Origin of the sequence: Roseibium algae, assembly GCF_037783265.1 — a bacterium.
Lineage (GTDB): Bacteria > Pseudomonadota > Alphaproteobacteria > Rhizobiales > Stappiaceae > Roseibium > Roseibium algae.
Map to the genome: position 1 here is coordinate 79,184 of NZ_JBAKIA010000014.1, position 19,307 is coordinate 98,490.

The 19,307-nt window shown below is 54.5% G+C and carries 16 protein-coding genes and 1 tRNA gene; 5 read left to right on the forward strand and 12 right to left on the reverse strand.

What is annotated here, in order from left to right; all coding sequences use genetic code 11:
* Window positions 1–119 precede the first annotated feature (119 nt).
* Window positions 120–193: transfer RNA gene (locus V6575_RS17885), tRNA-Gln, on the forward strand.
* A gap of 417 nt (window positions 194–610) precedes the next feature.
* Here V6575_RS17885 and V6575_RS17890 read toward each other — a convergent pair.
* The 8 genes from V6575_RS17890 to hutI all read right to left on the reverse strand — a co-directional run bounded on the left by V6575_RS17890 (window position 611) and on the right by hutI (window position 9,045).
* Complete coding sequence (locus V6575_RS17890) at window positions 611–1,426, reverse strand: amino acid ABC transporter ATP-binding protein (protein WP_340276254.1); 816 nt, start codon at window positions 1,424–1,426, stop codon at window positions 611–613.
* Window positions 1,427–1,474: 48 nt separating this feature from the next.
* Window positions 1,475–2,137: an amino acid ABC transporter permease gene (locus tag V6575_RS17895; protein WP_340276255.1), complete on the reverse strand. Its 663-nt coding sequence runs from the start codon at window positions 2,135–2,137 to the stop codon at window positions 1,475–1,477.
* Between the two features lie 8 nt (window positions 2,138–2,145).
* Window positions 2,146–2,799: an amino acid ABC transporter permease gene (locus V6575_RS17900; protein WP_340276257.1), complete on the reverse strand. Its 654-nt coding sequence runs from the start codon at window positions 2,797–2,799 to the stop codon at window positions 2,146–2,148.
* 99 nt (window positions 2,800–2,898) lie between these two features.
* Window positions 2,899–3,717, reverse strand: a complete 819-nt coding sequence (locus tag V6575_RS17905; protein ID WP_340276258.1) for a transporter substrate-binding domain-containing protein — start codon at window positions 3,715–3,717, stop codon at window positions 2,899–2,901.
* 67 nt (window positions 3,718–3,784) lie between these two features.
* Window positions 3,785–5,455, reverse strand: a complete 1,671-nt coding sequence (gene hutU / locus V6575_RS17910) for a urocanate hydratase (RefSeq protein WP_340276259.1) — start codon at window positions 5,453–5,455, stop codon at window positions 3,785–3,787.
* Window positions 5,448–6,299, reverse strand: coding sequence for an N-formylglutamate deformylase (gene hutG, locus V6575_RS17915; RefSeq protein ID WP_340276261.1), 852 nt, complete (start codon window positions 6,297–6,299; stop codon window positions 5,448–5,450). Before hutG ends, hutU begins: the two co-directional genes overlap by 8 nt.
* Window positions 6,299–7,843, reverse strand: a complete 1,545-nt coding sequence (hutH, locus tag V6575_RS17920; protein WP_340276262.1) for a histidine ammonia-lyase — start codon at window positions 7,841–7,843, stop codon at window positions 6,299–6,301. The genes hutG and hutH overlap by 1 nt, the downstream gene beginning before the upstream one ends.
* A complete protein-coding gene (hutI, locus tag V6575_RS17925) occupies window positions 7,840–9,045 on the reverse strand; it encodes an imidazolonepropionase (RefSeq protein ID WP_340276263.1) in 1,206 nt (401 codons plus the stop codon). The genes hutH and hutI overlap by 4 nt, the downstream gene beginning before the upstream one ends.
* Window positions 9,046–9,166: 121 nt before the next feature.
* Here hutI and V6575_RS17930 point away from each other — a divergent pair, with 121 nt between their 5' ends.
* Window positions 9,167–10,552 carry a formimidoylglutamate deiminase gene (locus V6575_RS17930; RefSeq protein ID WP_340276265.1) on the forward strand — a complete coding sequence of 462 codons (1,386 nt, stop codon included), beginning with the start codon at window positions 9,167–9,169 and terminating at the stop codon, window positions 10,550–10,552.
* On the forward strand, window positions 10,549–11,250 hold the full coding sequence (locus tag V6575_RS17935; protein WP_340276267.1) for a UTRA domain-containing protein: 702 nt from the start codon (window positions 10,549–10,551) through the stop codon (window positions 11,248–11,250). The genes V6575_RS17930 and V6575_RS17935 overlap by 4 nt, the downstream gene beginning before the upstream one ends.
* 40 nt (window positions 11,251–11,290) lie before the next feature.
* Here the strand turns inward: V6575_RS17935 and V6575_RS17940 are convergent, their stop codons facing one another.
* Entirely contained in the window at window positions 11,291–12,484 is a 1,194-nt protein-coding gene (locus V6575_RS17940; RefSeq protein ID WP_340276269.1) for a diaminopropionate ammonia-lyase, read from the reverse strand.
* A 239-nt stretch (window positions 12,485–12,723) separates the two neighbouring features.
* On the opposite strand from V6575_RS17940, the gene galE reads away from it, so the two are divergent.
* Window positions 12,724–13,746 carry a UDP-glucose 4-epimerase GalE gene (galE, locus tag V6575_RS17945; RefSeq protein ID WP_340276271.1) on the forward strand — a complete coding sequence of 341 codons (1,023 nt, stop codon included), beginning with the start codon at window positions 12,724–12,726 and terminating at the stop codon, window positions 13,744–13,746.
* Window positions 13,747–13,781: 35 nt separating this feature from the next.
* Here galE and V6575_RS17950 read toward each other — a convergent pair whose 3' ends face one another.
* Window positions 13,782–14,534, reverse strand: a complete 753-nt coding sequence (locus tag V6575_RS17950) for a sulfite exporter TauE/SafE family protein (protein ID WP_340276272.1) — start codon at window positions 14,532–14,534, stop codon at window positions 13,782–13,784.
* 345 nt (window positions 14,535–14,879) lie between these two features.
* On the opposite strand from V6575_RS17950, the gene V6575_RS17955 reads away from it, so the two are divergent.
* The gene (locus tag V6575_RS17955; RefSeq protein ID WP_340276273.1) at window positions 14,880–15,992 is read left to right on the forward strand and encodes a zinc ABC transporter substrate-binding protein; all 1,113 of its coding nucleotides are present in this window, start codon (window positions 14,880–14,882) and stop codon (window positions 15,990–15,992) included.
* 180 nt (window positions 15,993–16,172) lie between these two features.
* On the opposite strand, the gene V6575_RS17960 is transcribed toward V6575_RS17955, so the two are convergent.
* Entirely contained in the window at window positions 16,173–18,131 is a 1,959-nt protein-coding gene (locus V6575_RS17960; RefSeq protein ID WP_340276274.1) for a L,D-transpeptidase family protein, read from the reverse strand.
* A gap of 420 nt (window positions 18,132–18,551) precedes the next feature.
* Window positions 18,552–19,121 (reverse strand): single-stranded DNA-binding protein, encoded by a 570-nt coding sequence (locus V6575_RS17965; RefSeq protein WP_340276275.1) that lies wholly within the window; start codon window positions 19,119–19,121, stop codon window positions 18,552–18,554.
* Window positions 19,122–19,307 lie beyond the last annotated feature (186 nt).

Genomic DNA, 19,307 nt, shown 5'->3' on the forward strand with positions numbered 1-19,307 from the left:
TTGAAAACACCGGGAAAAAGTTGAAACTGCCTGTTGCATCGCCGTCCAACTTAGATGTATACCGCCATCAACGTTGAGCTTTTGGCGAACGTTCTGAAGTTGCATGGCAATTTCGGTATTGGGGAATAGGTTAACGGTAGACCCGCAGACTCTGACTCTGTTAGTCCTGGTTCGAATCCAGGTTCCCCAGCCAATTTTTCTGTAAGTCATTGATATTGCGTTGTTCCGATCCATTCCGGACCGGTTGATTTCGGCTATTCGACCAACTGACACCCAAAACTGGTGTAGCGCGCAAGTTCGGATGGCATTTCGCGCAAGAACGAATGGCAACCGATTTGGATTGCGTTTCGCCTTCTTTTCTAGCCTCCCCCTTCCCTTTTTAGAAACTCTGCCCTGAGAGTGCGCCACGCATGCGCTGCAGCCAGGGGGACAACTCCGTTACCGGCTGCTCTGGATCGCTCCACCCGATTGGCCAGCCCATCAGCCAGTCCGAGAAGTTCGGGTTGAAGGTCCAGTCGCCCGGACAGGTGCGTGTTCCAAGATTGATGGCAGCCCGGATCAGGGGCCGCTTATATGTAATTCGTCGTGGACATATGGACGGCTCAGTAGTTCAAACCACGTTGCGTTCCCGGTAGGTTTGCAGGAATGTGCGGATACGCTCGTCTTCGGGGTCCTGGCTGAAGATTTCAGCAGGTGGAACACAAGCGACCAGTCGCCCGGCATCCAAAAAAGCCACCCGGTCCGCCACGTGGGCTGCAAAGCCCATCTCGTGGGTAACGACAACCATGGTCATGCCTTCCGCGGCCATTTCCTTCATGACTGTCAGAACTTCGCCCACCAGCTCGGGATCAAGCGCAGAGGTCGGCTCGTCAAACAGCATGACCGTCGGTTCCATGGCAATGGCCCTTGCAATCGCCACACGCTGCTGCTGGCCGCCAGACAGGTTAGCCGGGTAGTTTTCAGTCTTGTCTGACAGGTTCACCTTACCCAAAGCTTCACGGGCTTTTTCATGGGCCTTGGATTTGGGCAAGCCCTTTACCTGAATGAGCGCCTCAGCGACATTTTCCAGCGCTGTCAGATGGGGCCAAAGATTGAACTGCTGAAACACCATGCCGATGTGCTGACGCTGTTGGCGCAACGCATTGGTAGAAAGGGCTTTACGCGGGGTGGAATCACCATCCTGCCAACCGATCAGATCACCATTGAGACGCACTTCGCCGCCATCATAGGCCTCCAGGAAATTCAGACAGCGCAGCAAAGTGCTTTTACCGGATCCGGACGGACCGATCAGACACAGAACCTCGGAGCGATTGACATCCAGAGTGACGTCATTCAGAGCAACGAAATCTCCGAAATACTTACTCATGCCGCGCACCGAGATGATCGGTTCGCCTGTCTTGGGGGACATTGCAGATGTGTCAGACATAATAGCTCTCGTATTCACAAGGTTCAAACCAACTTCAGGTCGCCAAACTCAGTTGGCCCGTTTCAGATGACGCGTGACACGGGCCTCGACCCGTCCGCCAATCCAGCTGGTGCCAATGACCATCAGCCAGTAGAACAGCGACAACACCAGAAATGGCTCAACGAAGGTAAAGGTTTCCGCCGCCATGGTCTGCGTTTCATACAGCAGTTCAGGCACAGTCACGACCGACAAGATGGCTGTTTCCTTGGTCAGGATGATGAAGAAATTCGTCAAAGGTGCCGTGATCGGTACCAGCATCTGTGGCAGGATAATCCGCCTCAGGATGCGTGCCTCGGACAAGCCAACACAGCGCGCAGCCTCAATTTGCCCTGTTGGCACCGCATTAAAGCCGCCCCGGAAAATTTCTGAGAAATATGGGCTGCCATAGACAACGAAGCTCAAGATCCCGGCCTGGATGGGCGACAGGACCAGGCCGATATAAGGGCCGCCATAATAGAGAATGAAAAGCTGGATCATGAAGGGCGTTCCCCGGATGACCTCAACATAGGTGGAAATCAGCCAGCGGAAAGGTGCAGCCCCCCAGCGATAAAGACATGCAATCGCAAAGCCCAGCACAAGCCCGCCAAATGAGCCGACCAACCAGCACAAGATAGTGACGGCAAAGCCGGACAGGAGCGCAGGTCCATAACGAACGAAAAGATCGAGTTCCATGATCCGCCCTACCCCACCTGCATGCGCCGCTCGGCCAATCGGCCAAGGCGGGAAATGACAAAATTGATCACGAAATAGATCGCGGCAGCGGCAATGAAGATCTCAAGCGGCCGATAGGTCTGACCGGTGATGTTCTGAGACACACGGGTGAGCTCGCCGATGCCAACCACAGAGGCAAGCGATGAGACTTTCACCAACAAGATCAATTCATTGACCAAAGACGGCAAGCCGATGCGGATTGCCTGGGGAACAAGGATCCGGCGCCACAGAGAAAAGGCTGGAATGCCGAGCGCATTGGCTGCTTCTGTTTGTCCGGCTGGAATGGATTGAATGGACCCGCGCAGAATTTCAGCGGTGTAGGCCGCCGAACATAGGCCGACCGCCAGGATAGCCGCCAGAATGGCTGGCAAATCTAGCCCGATATAGGGCAGCATATAATAGAACATCAGCAGTTGAACGAGAAGCGGTACGCCCCGGAAAAAGCTGATGTAAAGAGCCGCGATGCGCCAAACAAAGGCGTCCTTGGACAGGCGTGCAGCGCATAAAAATGTCCCCCAGACGATGCTGATCGCCATGCCCGCAATCGAGATGGCCAACGTCCAGCGGGCTGCTGCCAGCATATACGGCAGGTTCTGCCAAATAACTTCGAATGAGAAATTCACTCGTCCGCCCCCAAAGTGGCTCGCCGTGAACGAACGGCGAAGGAGAGCCCGGCAGATCCAGATCTGCCGGGCCGAAGTATCATGTAACCTGATGCCTGATTATTTTACAGTCGGCATGGTTGTGGGCAGTTCCGGAGCTGTTCCGAGCCACTTTTCATTGATCGCCTTGAGACGGCCGTCCTTGTGCATTTTAAGGATAGCGTCGTTGATCGCTGCGATCAAAGTTGCACTGTCTTCACCGGCGGGAGCAACCCAGCCGAAGTACTTGGGATCGCCGAACGGAGGCATGACCATTTCGAACAGGCCAGGACGCTGAACGGCAGCATAGCCCATCAATGGCATGGAGTTGGCAACGCCCTGAATACGGCCAGCAGCCAGATCGGCCAGAGCTTCATCGATGTTGACATACTCGCGGACATCAGCAGGAGGAGAAAGCGTTTCAGAGAATGCCTTCAACTGTTCCAGCTGAGCCGAGCCCTTCTGAGAGCCAACGGCCTTGCCTGCAATGTCGGACGGCTTGGTGATGCTTGTGTCACCGGCCTTTTTGGCCAGAGCCACAGTTGCGTTTCCGATTGGCAGAGTGAAGCTGTAGCGCTTCATGCGTTCTGCCGTGATTGTCACAGGTGCATTTACAACATCGAATTTGCCAGCTTCCAGGCCAGGCAAGATCGACTGCCAAGGCAAATCAAGGAACTCAACTTCAACGCCGAGTTCTTTGGCAACTTCTGTGAAAAGATCATGGCAAATGCCCTGATATTCGCCGTCCTTGAGGATGTCGAACGGCGCATAATGCATTTCCGTTGCAGCAGTGATCTTGCCCTTTGCCTTGATGTCGGAAAGCAAATCGGCATGAGCTGCCCCGGAAACACCAAAGCTGATGGCTGCGGCTGCAACAAGACCTAGAATTTTAAACTTCATGGCAGATATTCCCCTATGTTTACAATCTGGTTAGGTGGTTGGAAGGGTATTGTTTTTATACAATCTTTCAGGTGAGAATACCCGGAAGATTGAGGTTATTTTCTTTCGCACAGTCCAGCGCGATTTCGTACCCGGCATCTGCATGACGCATGACACCCGTCGCAGGATCGTTCCACAAGACCCTGCCGATACGTTCATCTGCATCTGCAGTGCCATCGCAGCAAATGACCATGCCGGAATGCTGGGAAAAGCCCATACCGACACCGCCGCCATGATGCAGCGACACCCATGTCGCGCCTGAAGCAGTGTTGAGCAAAGCGTTCAACAGCGGCCAATCGGATACGGCATCCGAACCGTCCTTCATCGCTTCGGTTTCCCGATTTGGAGAGGCCACGGAGCCTGAATCCAGATGATCGCGACCAATCACGACTGGTGCTTTCAATTCGCCAGTGCGGACCATCTCGTTGAACGCAAGCCCAAGCCGGTGACGTTGACCAAGTCCAACCCAGCAAATGCGTGCAGGCAAGCCCTGAAACGCGATGCGCTCGCGGGCCATGTCGAGCCAATTGTGCAGATGTTCGTCGTCCGGAATCAGTTCCTTGACCTTGGCATCGGTCTTGTAAATGTCCTCTGGGTCGCCGGACAATGCGCACCAGCGGAACGGGCCGACACCGCGACAAAACAGCGGACGGATATAGGCTGGCACAAAACCTGGGAAGGCAAAGGCATTCTCAAGCCCTTCATCGAGGGCGACCTGGCGAATGTTATTGCCATAATCCAGCGTTGGAACACCCTTGTCCCAGAAGGCCACCATGGCTTCGACCTGTTCGCGCATGGAAGCACGCGCTGCTGTTTCAACAGCCTTGGGATCGCTCTCACGCTTTTCGCGCCACTCGGCAACGCTCCACCCCTTTGGCAGATAGCCGTTGATCGGGTCATGAGCAGACGTCTGGTCAGTGACGATATCCGGACGAATGCCTCGACGTTCCAGCTCAGGGAAGATCTCGGCGGCGTTGCCGAGCAAACCGACTGACTTGGCTTCACCGGCAGCGGTCCAGCGTTCAATCATCGCCAGCGCCTCGTCCAGGCTGGTGGCTTTTTCATCGACGTACCGGGTGCGGATGCGAAAATCGATCCGGGTTTCGTCACACTCAACGGCCAAGCAACAGGCTCCGGCCATGACAGCGGCCAGAGGTTGAGCACCGCCCATACCGCCCAGGCCACCGGTCAGGATCCATTTGCCTTTCAGGTCGCCGCCATAATGCTGACGCCCGGCTTCCACGAAAGTCTCGTAAGTGCCCTGAACGATGCCCTGTGTGCCAATATAGATCCACGAACCAGCGGTCATCTGGCCGTACATTGCCAGACCTTTTTTATCCAATTCGTTGAAGTGATCCCAGGTGGCCCAATGGGGCACCAGATTGGAATTGGCAATCAGAACCCGAGGCGCGTCTTTATGGGTCCGGAACACGCCAACAGGCTTGCCGGACTGAACCATCAGGGTCTCAGTGTCTTCCAGAGATTTCAGCGCAGATACGATCTTGTCAAAATCTTCCCATGTTCGCGCAGCACGGCCAATGCCGCCATAAACCACAAGCTCATGCGGGTTCTCGGCAACATCTGGATGTAGATTGTTCATCAACATGCGCAAGGGCGCTTCAGTCAGCCAGGACTTGGCATTCAGTTCCGTGCCCGTGGGCGGAAACACGTCGCGCGAATTGTGGCTACGATCAACCATTGTCGGATCCTCCCGATGGGGTGTTTTCTGTTTTAATAGGTTGGGTTTTGCAAAGGTCTCCGGCAACAGCCGCCAGGTCTTCCAAAATAGACGTCAAATGCGGGCGAATCCTGCCAGCCTTTTCAAGTTCATAGGCAAAAGGCTTGGCTTCTGTGCTGAGATGGGTCGACTGGGCCAGCTCCATCTGGATGGCATGTACGCCAGTGTCTGGCTGACCATAATGGCGAGTTGTCCAGCCCCCTTTGAAGCGACCGTTCAACACAGACGTGTATCTTTTGGCTGCCGTGGTTCGCGCAACGACGGCAGCCTCGATGGCTGGTGAACAGGTTGCGCCGCCATTTGTTCCAACGTTGAAGTCTGGCAAAGCGCCTTCAAATAGGAACGGAATATGAGAGCGGATAGAATGGCAATCATAGAGGATTGCGATGCCGTGGATCTCTTTAACCCGGGAAATCTCGGCAGCAAGCGCATCGTGATAGGCCGCATGATAGTTTTTGCGCCGCGTCTCGATTTCCTCAGCTGAAGGCTCTTGCCCCTCCAGGTAGATTGGCAGGCCATCGAAATCTGTCACCGGGCAAAGGCTGGTGGTGTTTTGCCCCGGATAAAGGCTCACGCCTTCAGGGTCACGGTTGGCATCAATCACGTAGCGATGAAAGGTTGCCGCGACCATGGTCGCACCGGGCAGCAGGTTCGAATAAAGTTTGTCAACGTGCCAATCGGTGTCAGTCAGGCCCTGCCCTGTCTCATTCAGACGAGCAAATATATCTGCTGGAACATGAGTTCCCGAATGAGGCAAGCCCAGAATGATCGGACTATCGCCCTTCGTGACGACAACCGACTCCATTAAAACTCACCTAGTGCGAGAAGCGGCAAGTCTGAGACTGCAGCGAGAAGTTTGCCGGTGGAAACGATCTCGGCTGCGGATTTCAAATCGGGTGCCATGAAGCGATCTTCCAACAAAGGTTCGACATCCAGACGCAGGCAATCAATCGAAGTTTGCAAGGATTTACTGGTTTTCAGAGGTGCCCTGCACTCAATCCCCAGTGACGCACAGAGCAGTTCCACGCCCAGGATATTGCCCAGATTGGCCGTCATCCGTGACAGGCGACGTGCTCCGTGAGCAGCCATCGATACGTGGTCTTCCTGGTTCGCGCTGGTTGGCGTTGAATCCGTCGAACACGGGTGCGACAGATGCTTGTTCTCACTCATCAAGGCCGCTGTGGTGACTTCGGCGATCATCAGTCCTGAATTCAGGCCCGGGTTCATGGCCAGGAACGGCGGCAGATCGAAGGAAAGCGTCGGATCAACCATCAGCGCTACACGGCGCTGGGCGATGGAGCCGATTTCAGCAAGTGCCAGCGCGATCTGATCAGCGGCAAAGGCGACAGGCTCAGCATGGAAGTTGCCGCCGGAGACAATCTGATCGGCTTCAGTCAGTACCAGTGGGTTGTCCGTGGCTGCATTCGCTTCAATTTCAAGCGTCTTTGCAGCATTGCGCAGGAGATCAACGCAGGCACCGACAACCTGTGGCTGGCAGCGGATGCAATATGGATCTTGCACGCGGCTGTCGCCATCACGGTGGCTTTCGCGAATTTCAGAGCCTGCCATCAGATCGCGCATGGCAGCTGCCACCTCAATCTGGCCCCGATGACCACGCAGCGCATGAATTTCCGGCAAAAGCGGTGCCGTTGACCCCATAATAGCATCTGTCGAAAGGCTGGACGTTATCAGGCATGACTGAGCCAATCTCCAGGCGTCAAACAGTCCGATCAGCCCATAAGCCGTGGAGAACTGGGTGCCATTGATCAGCCCGAGGCCTTCCTTGGGACCAAGCACAACAGGCGTCAAACCTGCCTTGGCCAAGGCGTCTGCACCACTGAGCCGCTCGCCTTGATAATAAGCCTCGCCCTCGCCGATCATCGCCGCAGTCATATGCGCAAGAGGAGCAAGATCGCCAGATGCACCGACAGACCCTTGTGCCGGAACAACAGGCACAACGCCCTTGGCCAACATCGCCTCAATCAGCTGAAGCACATCCCAGCGGACGCCAGATGCGCCGCGCGCCAGCGACATTAACTTCAACGCCATCATCAGGCGAACAGCGGAGGCATCCATTTCCTCGCCAACGCCACAGCAATGGCTCAGGATCAAGTTTCTTTGAAGAGTTTCAGTATCTTCCGGGGCAATTTTCACACTGGCAAGCTTGCCGAACCCAGTGTTGACACCATAGACAGCAACGGATCCCGCAGCCGCAATTCGAACTCGCTCTGCGGCACCATCCACGCCAGCTTTCGCTGCCGGGTTGATAGTGACAACGGCATCCTGCCGCCAGATCGTTTCCAGCTCGGCAAGCGTTACATTGCCAGGGGTCAGCACCATCGTGCTCATAAGATCTCTCCGAAAATACGCTCATGAAGGGGATTGAAGCCAATCCGATAAGACAACTCAGCCGGATGCTCTACATCCCAGATGGCAAGGTCAGCCTTGAAGCCAGCGCGCAGAACACCGCAGTCTTTAAGACCCAACGCCTTGGCAGCTTCTCGGGTTACACCGGAAAGGGCCTCTTCTGGCGTCATGCGGAACAGTGTGCAGGACATGTTGAGGGTCAGAAGAAGCGACGTCATCGGCGATGAGCCGGGATTGCAATCTGTTGCAATGGCGATGGGCACGCCGTGCTTACGAAGAAGCTCGACCGGCGGCATCTGTTTTTCGCGCAAAGTGTAAAACGCACCAGGCAGGAGAACGGCAACTGTGCCAGCTTTCGCCATGGCAATGACACCAGCTTCATCAAGATATTCAAGATGGTCAGCAGACAGTGCCTGGTAACCGGCAGCAAGTGCAGCGCCGCCGAGGTTCGACAACTGTTCAGCGTGGAGTTTAACCGGTAGGCCCAGACTGATCGCCTTGTCGAAAACGCGTGTAATTTGCTCTGTCGAGAAGGCGATCCCCTCGCAAAAGCCGTCAACCATATCGACGAGGCCTAATTCATGAGCCTTTTCCAGGGTCGGCAGGCAGACTTCCGACAGATAGCCGTCCTCCCGGCCTTTATAATCCGCAGGAACGGCATGTGCGCCGAGGAAAGTCGTGCGCACGCGAACAGCGCGCTCCTGGCCAATCCGGCGAGCCACCGTCAGCATCCGCAGTTCAGTTTCGACATCAAGACCATAACCTGATTTGATTTCCAGCGTGGTGACGCCCTCGGCAATGAGCGCATCTACGCGCTTGAGAGCATCGCGTAAAAGCTGATCTTCACTGGCAGCTCGTGTTGCAGTGACTGTCGAGACGATCCCGCCCCCGGCGCGGGCCACTTCTTCATAGGTCGCCCCATTGAGGCGCATTTCAAACTCACGCGCACGATTGCCACCAAATACCACATGGGTGTGGCAGTCGATCAGAGCTGGTGTCACCAAACGGCCACCAACGTCTTTGCGCTCCAGAGCATCAAACGTATCCGGCAGATCTTGGGCGGCTCCGCACCAGGCAATACTGCCGTCGATGACAGCCAGTGCACCCGCATCGATCAAACCATAGGCGGAAGCTCCGCCTTCCAGAGACGCCAGTCGGGCATTTGTAAGGAGGAAAGACGCCAAGACAGCCTCGTGGTTGATGATTAAGCTTGATTAAATCGCGTTATTTGAGATTATGCATGGACATAATAACCTGTCAACGAGGTTTGAGCCCGTGCCGCCAATTTCCGCATTTGACCAAATTTTGCCCGCACAGACCGTTTTCGCCAAAGAAGCGCTCACCCCGGAGGGCTGGCAACAAGATGTGCTGGTCACCATCGGGACAGACGGATTTATACAGGACGTCAAGGTTGGCAGTGTGCCGGCAGGCAAGCTTTCTACAACCAAGACGGTCAGCACATTACTACCAGCCCCTGTTAATCTGCACAGCCATGCATTCCAGCGTGCCATGGCTGGCATGAGCGAACGACGCGGCCCCCAAAATCGCGACACATTCTGGACCTGGCGCCAAATCATGTTCCGCTTTCTGGATGCATTGACGCCAGACGACGTTGAAACCATTGCAGCCTTCGTGCAGATGGAAATGCTTGAAGCGGGGTATGCTGCTGTCGGTGAATTCCACTACGTCCACCATCAGCCCTCTGGCGAACCTTATGCGAACCTCGGCGAACTGTCGGAAAGGATTGCTGCAGCCAGTGCAACAACGGGCATAGGCCTTACATTACTGCCAGTGCTTTACACACAAGGCGGCTGCGACGGACGTCCTCTGTCCGCGGGCCAAATCCGCTTTGGCAACGATCCGGAACGGTTCTTCAAGCTTCATGAAATGGCCAGAAAAACCGTAGACCTTTTGGCGGATGACTGCATCACTGGTGTTGCTCCGCATTCGCTTCGGGCTGTAACGCGCGAAGGATTGGCAGCCTGCATAGGACTGGCCTCAGACAAACCCATTCACATGCATCTGGCAGAGCAAGTGGAAGAAGTCACGGAAATCGAGGCCGCTTATGGTCAGCGCCCGGTAGACTGGCTTTTGAACCAACAAGCGATCAATGAGCGCTGGTGCCTGATTCACTGCACCCAGATGACACATTCTGAGACATTGGCTCTGGCAGAAACCGGAGCTGTTGCGGGTCTTTGCCCGATCACGGAATCCAGCCTGGGCGACGGTATATTTGACGGCCTCAATTATCTGAATGCCGGTGGTCGATTTGGTCTGGGATCGGACAGTAACATCCGCATCTCCCTGTCTGAAGAACTCAGGACCTTCGAATATTCGCAGCGCCTGCGGGACAAATGCCGTGCCAGCGTCGCAACGCCAGAAAAATCGACCGGGCGTGTTCTGTTTGAAAACGCTGTTCTCGGCGGCGCACAAGCAGGAGGTCGGAAATCAGGCGCAATTGCTCCCGGATACCGCGCGGATCTGATGGCGCTGGACGGCAACGCACTTGATCTTGACGGTTGCTCAGGCGACGAGACCCTGGATACTTGGATATTCGCAGGCGATGATCGTATGGTTGCAGATGTTTGGTCCGCAGGACGGTATCTGGTGGAAGGGGGGCGACATCGAAATGCAGACGCGATAAGGAACCGCTACAGATCGACCATGCAGGCGTTGAGAGACAGACTTTGACGGCAAAAGAAGCCAACAGTTGGACCAGGATAAGAGGCGAATTGCTCCGCCGAATCAATGAGCGTGTTTGGCAGCCGGGGGATCTTATTCCAGGTGAGGTTGATCTGGCCGAGGAGTTTGGCTGTGCCCGAACAACCGTCAATCGCGCCCTGAGAGACCTGGCTGATTCCGGCCTTGTCACCCGAAAGCGTAAGGCTGGCACACGGGTTGCCGTCAATCCGCCCCATAAAGCGACATTGACGATCCCGATCATACGCGCAGATGTTGAAGCCAGAGGTTGTGTCTATCGCCACGCACTGGTGACCCGCGAGGAACGCTACCTACCCCATCATCTGGGCGGTGCGTTTCGACTGCCTGAAGGCGCCCAGCTCCTTTATACCGAGACCATGCATTACGCCGATGACAGGCCCTTCATCTTCGAAGAACGCTATACCAATGTAGACACGGTGCCAGCATTTGGCACAATGGATTTCGAAGACATCAGCGCCAATGAATGGCTGGTACAAAACACACCTTATTCAGGCGGTGATATGGTTTTTTTTGCAGCCAACGCTGACGAAACACTGGCACGCTATTTTGACACCGCACCGGGCACGGCCGTCTTCGCGATTGAGCGCACGACCTGGGACGGGAGCGACCCGATCACCCATGTGCGCATGACTTACACACCCGGTTACCGCATGCGGACACAAATCTAGGTTTTGTGCCCGCCAAAACACTTCCAAGTATTTTCAGACGTCATTCGCCAGCTGCGGCAACGGCTTCAGCGGTCAGACCGACAAGGTTTTCATAAAGCTCTGCATCCGTTGCACCCTCGGTGCCGAAAACCAACACGCGCGATGAGCTATCCAGCCCAATGGCTGTACGCTCTTCAGCACCATCGTTGAGTGCCAGAAGCGCCATCAAACCGGCCACGGCAGATTCGCCAGCAACCAGTTTCGGATCACCATATGTGCCATCAGCCAACAGACGCATTCCTTCAATGGCTGACTGATCATCAAGACCAACCACCGCATCTGCGCTCGTTTTTAAGATACTCCAGGCCAGGTCAGAAATTTCCCCGCAGGCCAGACCTGCCATCAAGGTGTCCAGATCACCGTGAACTGCGGTCGGCTGACCGTTTCTGAACGTCTCCAGCCAACAGGCTGAATTCAGTGGATCGGCAAGGACAACAACGGGCCTTTTGTCGCCATAGCGCCGCCAGAGATACGCCACAACGGCAGCAGCCATACCGCCAACGCCGGTTTGAAGGAATACATGGGTCGGGGCTTGCTGGTCCTGCAACTGCTCCATGGCCTCATGGACCATGAGTTCATAGCCCTGCATCACGTCCTTGGGGATTTCCGTGTAGCCCTCATAGGAGGTATCAGACACGATGATCCAACCGTTTTGGTCAGCATGGCTTTGCGCTTCACGGATGCTGTCGTCGTAGTTGCCCTTGCAACGGGTCACGGTCGCGCCAAATGACTTCATCGCAGTTTTCCGGCCAACGCTGACACCTTCATGAATGAAAATTGCGCAACTGCAACCGAATGTTCTCGCTCCCCAGGCCACAGAGCGGCCGTGATTTCCGTCCGTGGCACAGGCTACGGTCATCGTTGCTGCATGATCGGCAAATGCACTGGTATCTGACGGGGAAATACCTTTGTCTGCTGCTGTCCGGCACAGCACCTGCCACACCGCATATGCCCCACCCAAAGCCTTAAAACTGCCCAAGCCGAAGCGCGAAGCTTCATCTTTATAAAGCAACTGAGCAACACCGGCTTCCTCCGCCAACCCCGATAGAGCTACAAGCGGCGTTGGTTCATAACCGGACCAACCACAAATCGTGTCGCAAGCCTTTGCAAATGCATCATCGTTCAAAATGGCTGCCTGTTCAGCGCCATAAGCCTCACGGCTTGCGTCCCTATTCAGGCAAAAAGCATGTGTCATGAGATAGTTATCCATGAAATGGCGCGTCAGGGCGCTGGATTCGAAAAAGACGGTTGGCAAGAATGCGATGAAATTCCCACAAAAGACAAGAAAAACCCCGCGAGCCCAAAATCCTAATGCATGTCCGAAAGTAGTTTGCCAACAATCACTCTATCTGTTTTAGACAAAACCATTCTCGCAACGTTCAGAGCGTGCTAGATGAGATGTGATTTCGCCATGCCACAAAGGGCCAAGTTTTCATGACGATCCTGATCACCGGAGGAGCGGGCTACATCGGCTCCCATTGTTGCGTCACCTTTCTGGAAGCTGGGCATGACATCGTCGTCCTCGACAATCTGGGCACATCCAACGTGGAAAGCTTGAACCGTATCGCGGAGATCGCGCAACAGAAGATCAGTTTTGAACAGATCGATATCCGCGACAAACCAGCCGTTGCAGATGCCCTCAAGCGTTATCGGTGCTCGGCTGTTGTCCATTTCGCTGGCCTTAAGATCGTTGGTGAATCGATCTCCGATCCCCTTTCCTATTATGACAATAACGTCGTTGGCACCCATCGTTTGCTGGCCGCCATGCAAGAGACTGGCGTCAGGAAACTGATCTTCTCATCCTCCGCCAATGTCTATGGACCGCCAGAAACCCAACCTGTGACGGAAGCTCATCCAACCGGGCCGATCTCGCCCTATGGCAAGACCAAGGCGATCATCGAACAAATGCTGACAGATCTGGCGGTCAGTGATGAGAGCTGGAGGATCGCAATCCTGAGATATTTTAATCCGGTTGGTGCCCACAAAAGCGGGCTAATTGGCGAAGATCCACAGGATGTGCCGACCAACCTGATGCCCTATATCGCGCAAGTGGCTGCCGGGCGACGAGACTGCCTGTCCGTCTTCGGTGATGATTACGACACTCCGGACGGAACCGGCGTCAGGGACTACATCCATGTTGTTGATTTGGTCGAGGGCCACCTGAAGGCCTATGAAACACTGGCCCAAAGAGACAGCGCAGACAACTGCCTGACCGTCAATCTTGGCACAGGCACCGGATACTCCGTCCTGGACATGATTAAGGCTTTCCAACGCGCCTCTAACAAACCCATCCCATACACAATTGCGCCACGCCGTGATGGTGACGTGGCATCGTGCTATGCGGATACAAGCCAGGCCTCAAAGGTCATCGGCTGGACGGCAAAAAGGGATCTGGAAGCCATGTGTCATGACACATGGAATTGGGTTTGCAAGAACCCGAACGGTTACGAGGACTGATGAATTTAGGTCATGGCTTGCGTCTCTGATCTTGATCAGAAGAGCGCAACCTCAATCAATATTTTCACAGCGATCACCACAAGCAGCGCCAAGATGATCCTGTCGAAGGTGGCGCGGGCGATCTTGGTCGCCATCCATGCGCCAACCGGCATGACGGCCAATATGGCTACAGTGGCCCCAAGTCCGAGCAAAAAACGGTCAAACGTCAATAGTCCGACGGCCACCATGCGCTCAAACTGCATGGCCGACATGATACCGAAGAACACTGAAATCGTTGCAATAAAGGCGCCGCGGGGAAGCTTGAGAGCGTTGAGGAAAGTCAGGGATGCCGGAGCTGAAATGCCCGTTGCCCCTTGCAGGATACCGCCCAGTATTCCTGCTGGACCCGCCAGCTTGACAGCCAAGCCATAAGGAAGAATCCAGTCTGCGTTCAGCAGCCGGAAACCAACGTACCCAAGAACCACGAGCGACATGCAAATCAGCAGCAAGTCGGAGGGAAGTCCGGCCAGCAGATAGGTGCCAATGATCGCCCCGATAGCGCCGCCCCCTGCAAAAAGCACAACAAACTGCCACGATAACAAGGATTTCCGAAACTGCCATCCTTGCCAGACGTTGGTTAGAAGATTGGGTGTGACAAACACCGCAACCGCAAACTGCACATCAAACATGGCAGCCAGAACAGGCACGCCGATCACAGGAGCTCCTGCACCGGTCGCCCCTTTTAGCAGTCCGCCAAGGGCACAGGCCAAAAGCGCATAGACGACTATCGAAATATCAATTTCACTCAAAACAAACTCTCGCAATTTGAAAAATGCATTTATTCTTCGCCTCAGCGAGCCTTCAGCTTTTTAACAGGCTCAGTTCCAAGAACTGAACGGACGTCATAACTACGGCGTTTGTTTCAGCAAGGCCAGCGTTCGTATCAATTTCAATATCTGATAACGGATTGGATCATCTGACGTTCTTGATCCAATGAGCATTTGATACCCCTCTCAATAGCTTACACGTTTCAGGGCTCTTGAAAGGCGAGATGTCGCACCTCCTGCCTTTTACTTGTTTCTCTCTTGCGAGCACCGCAACACAATGTTACAAAATTACAGTTATAAAATAACATATCAACTTGGAGACTTCCCTTGCTCGCCTCGTATTTCACCTCCCCTTCATTCAGCCGCAAAAAAGCCTTTGGCGCTTCAACCGTTCTGGCCGCATCCCTCATGTTCAGTGCGTCTGCTTACGCGGCCCCACAGGTCGTAGCAACAATCAAACCAATCCATTCGCTGGTTGCTGGCGTGATGGAAGGTGTAGGCACACCCGAAATCCTGATCGATGGCGCAGCTTCCCCACATAGCTTTGCCCTGAAGCCATCCCAGGCCTCCAGCTTGCAGAATGCAGACGTGGTTTTCTGGGTCGGCGAAAACCTTGAGACATCGCTGGCGAAGGCGCTTGAGTCTCTGCCTGGCAAGGCAACCGTCGTTGAATTATCAGAAACGCCAAAACTTGAACTTCTGCCCTTCAGGACGAATGATGGCTTCGGCGACCATGATGAAGATGAGCATCACGACGGCGACCATGACGACCATGGGCACGATGCTCATGATGACCATGATCACGACAAAGCTGACGCCCACGCAGACCACGATCACGACAAGGCGGAATCAGAAGAACATGCTGACCACGATGCGCATGAAGAAAAGCATCATGATGAAGCCGGTCACGAAGGCCATCATCATACAGGTCTAGATCCACACATCTGGCTGGATCCGGAAAACGCAATTATTCTGGTTGATTCCATTGCGAATTCGCTGTCCGAAGCCGACTCTGAAAACGCCGCTACCTATCAGGCAAATGCCGCAAAGATGAAGGACCACATCGCTGCTTTGGAAACAGAGATCCAGACATCCCTAGAGCCTGTGCGCGGTCGTCCGTTTGTTGTGTTCCACGATGCCTATCACTATTTCGAGGATCGATTTTCCATTCCGGCATCGGGCGCGATCGCACTCAATCCGGAAACACCTGCTGGTGCAGACCGAATTTCTGATATTCGCGAGACCGTCAAGGACAAGGGCATTGTCTGCGTCTTCTCAGAACCGCAGTTCCCGGCAAAGCTAGTCACGGTCGTTCTAGAAGGTTCTTCTGCAAAGACTGCTACTCTGGATCCACTTGGAACCGATCTGCAGGATGGTCCGGGCCTCTATGAAGCCCTGCTTCGTCAGATCGCCAAGTCTATGACCACTTGCCTCTCTTAGAGCAGGAATCCCTTTCACAAGACCTTTAATAGAGACTTGTGAAAGGTGCGGCATTCTCGGTGCCCCCCCACTGGGAATGCCACCTATTCCAAAGAAAACATATAAAAAAGGCCGCCCGAAAAACTTCGGGCGGCCTTTTTAATTTCAAACAACAGCAGGTTCCTGACCTAAGTTCAGCGATCAGCTGCGCGCCTTTTCAGTCGCACCAAGTGCCTTCAGCAAATAGCGATCCCTGTTGTAGACGTCTGTATAATAATCAACTTTCCCGTTCAGCTCAGGCCAGGCAGTAAAATAGGAAACATAGACTGGAATTTCGCCAGGCACCTTTTCCTGCCGGTTTTGCCCCTGGCCAATCTGAGCGGAGACATAATCCTTTGTCTTGCCCAGAACTGCAGCGGCCATGGCCCTTGGATCCTGCAAACGCACACACCCATGGCTGAACGCGCGTGCATCCTTTTTGAACAGGCTCTTTGACGGCGTGTCATGCATGTAAATGTGATGCTTGTTCGGGAAAAGGATCTTGAGTTCGCCAAGCGCATTGCTGCGACCTGGGTACTGACGCACGTTTACCGAAGATTTTTTCGAGGCCACCGAATACCAGTCGACGCTGGAAGAGGAAATTTTCTTTCCACCGGGTGTCGTCACCTCATAGCCAGAACGGTCCAGATAGCTCGGATCCTTTGCCAGCTTTGGGATCATCTCATTGACGATGATTGAATAAGGAACACCCCAATAAGGGTTGTATTCAACGACTTCGATGGTGTCATAGAAGAAATTCGTCTGGTTCGACTTCTTTCCAACCACAACTCGCATCGACAGCGGGTCTTCGCCAGGGGCCGTATAGGTTGCAGTAAAGGCAGGCTGATTGATGAAGACCTTGCGTGCACCGAGCTGTTCAGGAAGCCAACGACGACGTTCCATCGCCAGCTCAACCTTGGCGATTTTCGCCTCATTGGTCACACCGACCATGGCAATAATCGAGTTCTTGCCAACGATGCCATCGGCGGACAGATTGTTTTCCTTCTGGAATGCTTTGACCAGAGCCACCAATTCCGGCGTATATTCATCTGTGCCTTGATAGGCGGACAGCGTCACAGCCTGATCCTGCCGAAGAGCATCGCTTCCATTCTTAGAAATCGCGGCCACGATATTATTCATTTCCGGGCTGGCCTGGCCCGGTTTCAAGAAGGTACCGGGCGTGATAACAATCCGGTCGTCTTCCTTGTCCTGCGCGCGCAGACGGGACAATTCAGCTTTCAAAGCTGCAAACTCGGCGTTCTGTGGCTGATGAGCCTCAATTGAGCCTGCGACGTCCATCGTAGTGGCGAGGTTTTCGATAGCAGCGACAAGGTCAACCTTGTGTCGCGGCAGATCATGATATTCGGAAATCCTATTTGGATCGACACGGCCACGTTCTGCATCCAATGCATAGGTCATGACAGCCGCCGTCATTTCCATCTCGAACGTCATCAGCGCGGCGTCGCGCTCAGCCCCATCAAGACCGGACAACGCAGGCAAGGAAACACGATAATCATCGCCATCAAGACCATAGTCTGCGGCGCTGGCCAAAACCCGGCGCGCTGTACCTGCACGCGCTGTCGGTCGGCCATCTTCAACCCAGACGAAGCCGGGATGGTCACGGTAATAGGCATTAACGGCTTTACCGACTTCAGGAAGTACCTTGATCGAAATGGATTTCAGAGCCGGACGTGCCTTATCAAAAGGCGTCAGGATCAATGGCGCGCTCTGAACTTCAGGTGCAGTACCTTCCGTTCCAGCGTCCACAGCAGGCACTTCCACGGCAGCCGTCTTGACCTTGGACAGGCCATCCAAAGATACAGAAACCAGGCGATCCGGCTTGTAGGTAAAGTATTTCGGCGCTGATACCCGGACTTTGATCGGTTTCTGTCGCTGTTCTTGCTCCTGAGCCTCACGAGCCTTCAACTCTTTCAGGCGCGCACCTTCAGGATTAAACAAACGCTGAAACAGACCCTGCGCCGCCGCATTTCCGGCGCTCAACGGGACAAGGGCCGTTCCCAAGCAGAGTGTCATGACGCCAGCCAACAGAACAGTCGTTGTATTGGACTTCAAAGAGCGTTTGTCGCCAGATTTGCGAAGAAGGGGGAAGTCAGTGTTCATGTTGCGCCTTGCCAAGCTGTGCATTTCCATTTTGCCTTAAGCCGATGAATACAGCTGGCCACACCATGCGCGAACCGCCGCATCCAATTTTAAAAATCTATCTCAACAGCCAGAATGCCCCAACTGGCTTTGTAAACCATTGACGAACGCGGGAAGCCCAACCCCAATCCGTGCATGTTTCGCTGGCAATCCAATGTCGCTGCAAACACGCACTGCACATTTACTACACCAATGCTGGCTACAGGGTTAAGCGGCTTTTTACCACAGTTCACCGAGTTCACGATGCTGTGAATATCCTCCCCTACGCCATAGCGACACAATACGGCTGATTTCAGGCTTCCGGATCAAGCGTCAAGTGCCAAAAAAGGCCGGAAAGAAAGAGCTCCTTCCGGCCTTTTGGCATTTCACAGTTTCAATTGATCAGAATGGAATTTCGTCATCCATCGAGCCGGCACCGCCGCCACCACCGTAACCGCTGCCTGCTCCGCCACCGGATCCTCCGGTCGATCCGCCGCCACCGTAGCCACCGCCCGAGCTGCCACCAGATCCACCACCATAACCGCCGCCACCTGAAGATTCTCCGCCGCCGTAACCGCCGCCGGATGATCCTTCAGAGCCGCCACCGCCACCGCCTTCACCGCGGCCGTCGAGCATGGTCAAAGTCGAATTGAAGCCCTGAAGGACAATCTCTGTCGAATACTGATCCTGCCCCTGCTGATTCTGCCATTTGCGTGTCTGTAACTGGCCTTCGAGATAAACTTTCGAGCCTTTGCGCAAGAACTGCTCTGCGACCTTGCAAAGACCTTCACTGAATATCACCACCCGGTGCCATTCAGTCTTTTCACGGCGCTCGCCACTGCTGCGGTCCCGCCAGGATTCAGACGTCGCAATGCGCAAATTGGCGATAGGCCGCCCATCCTGCGTCCGGCGAATTTCAGGATCCGCCCCCAGATTTCCAACCAAAATGACTTTATTGACACTACCGGCCATGACGCAAACTCCTTCGTCGTTGTCATGAGCTCGCCCAGTCTGCCCACCAATCTCACAACCATTTGAGATTTGGCAGAGAGCTTTTAGATAAGCAATGCCGACGAAACGCCGCACCGAGCCCATGCATTCTTATTCATTTTCCCGACCCTAGCCCGTCGCGGGCGCAGCTGCGGAATATTTTCTCCG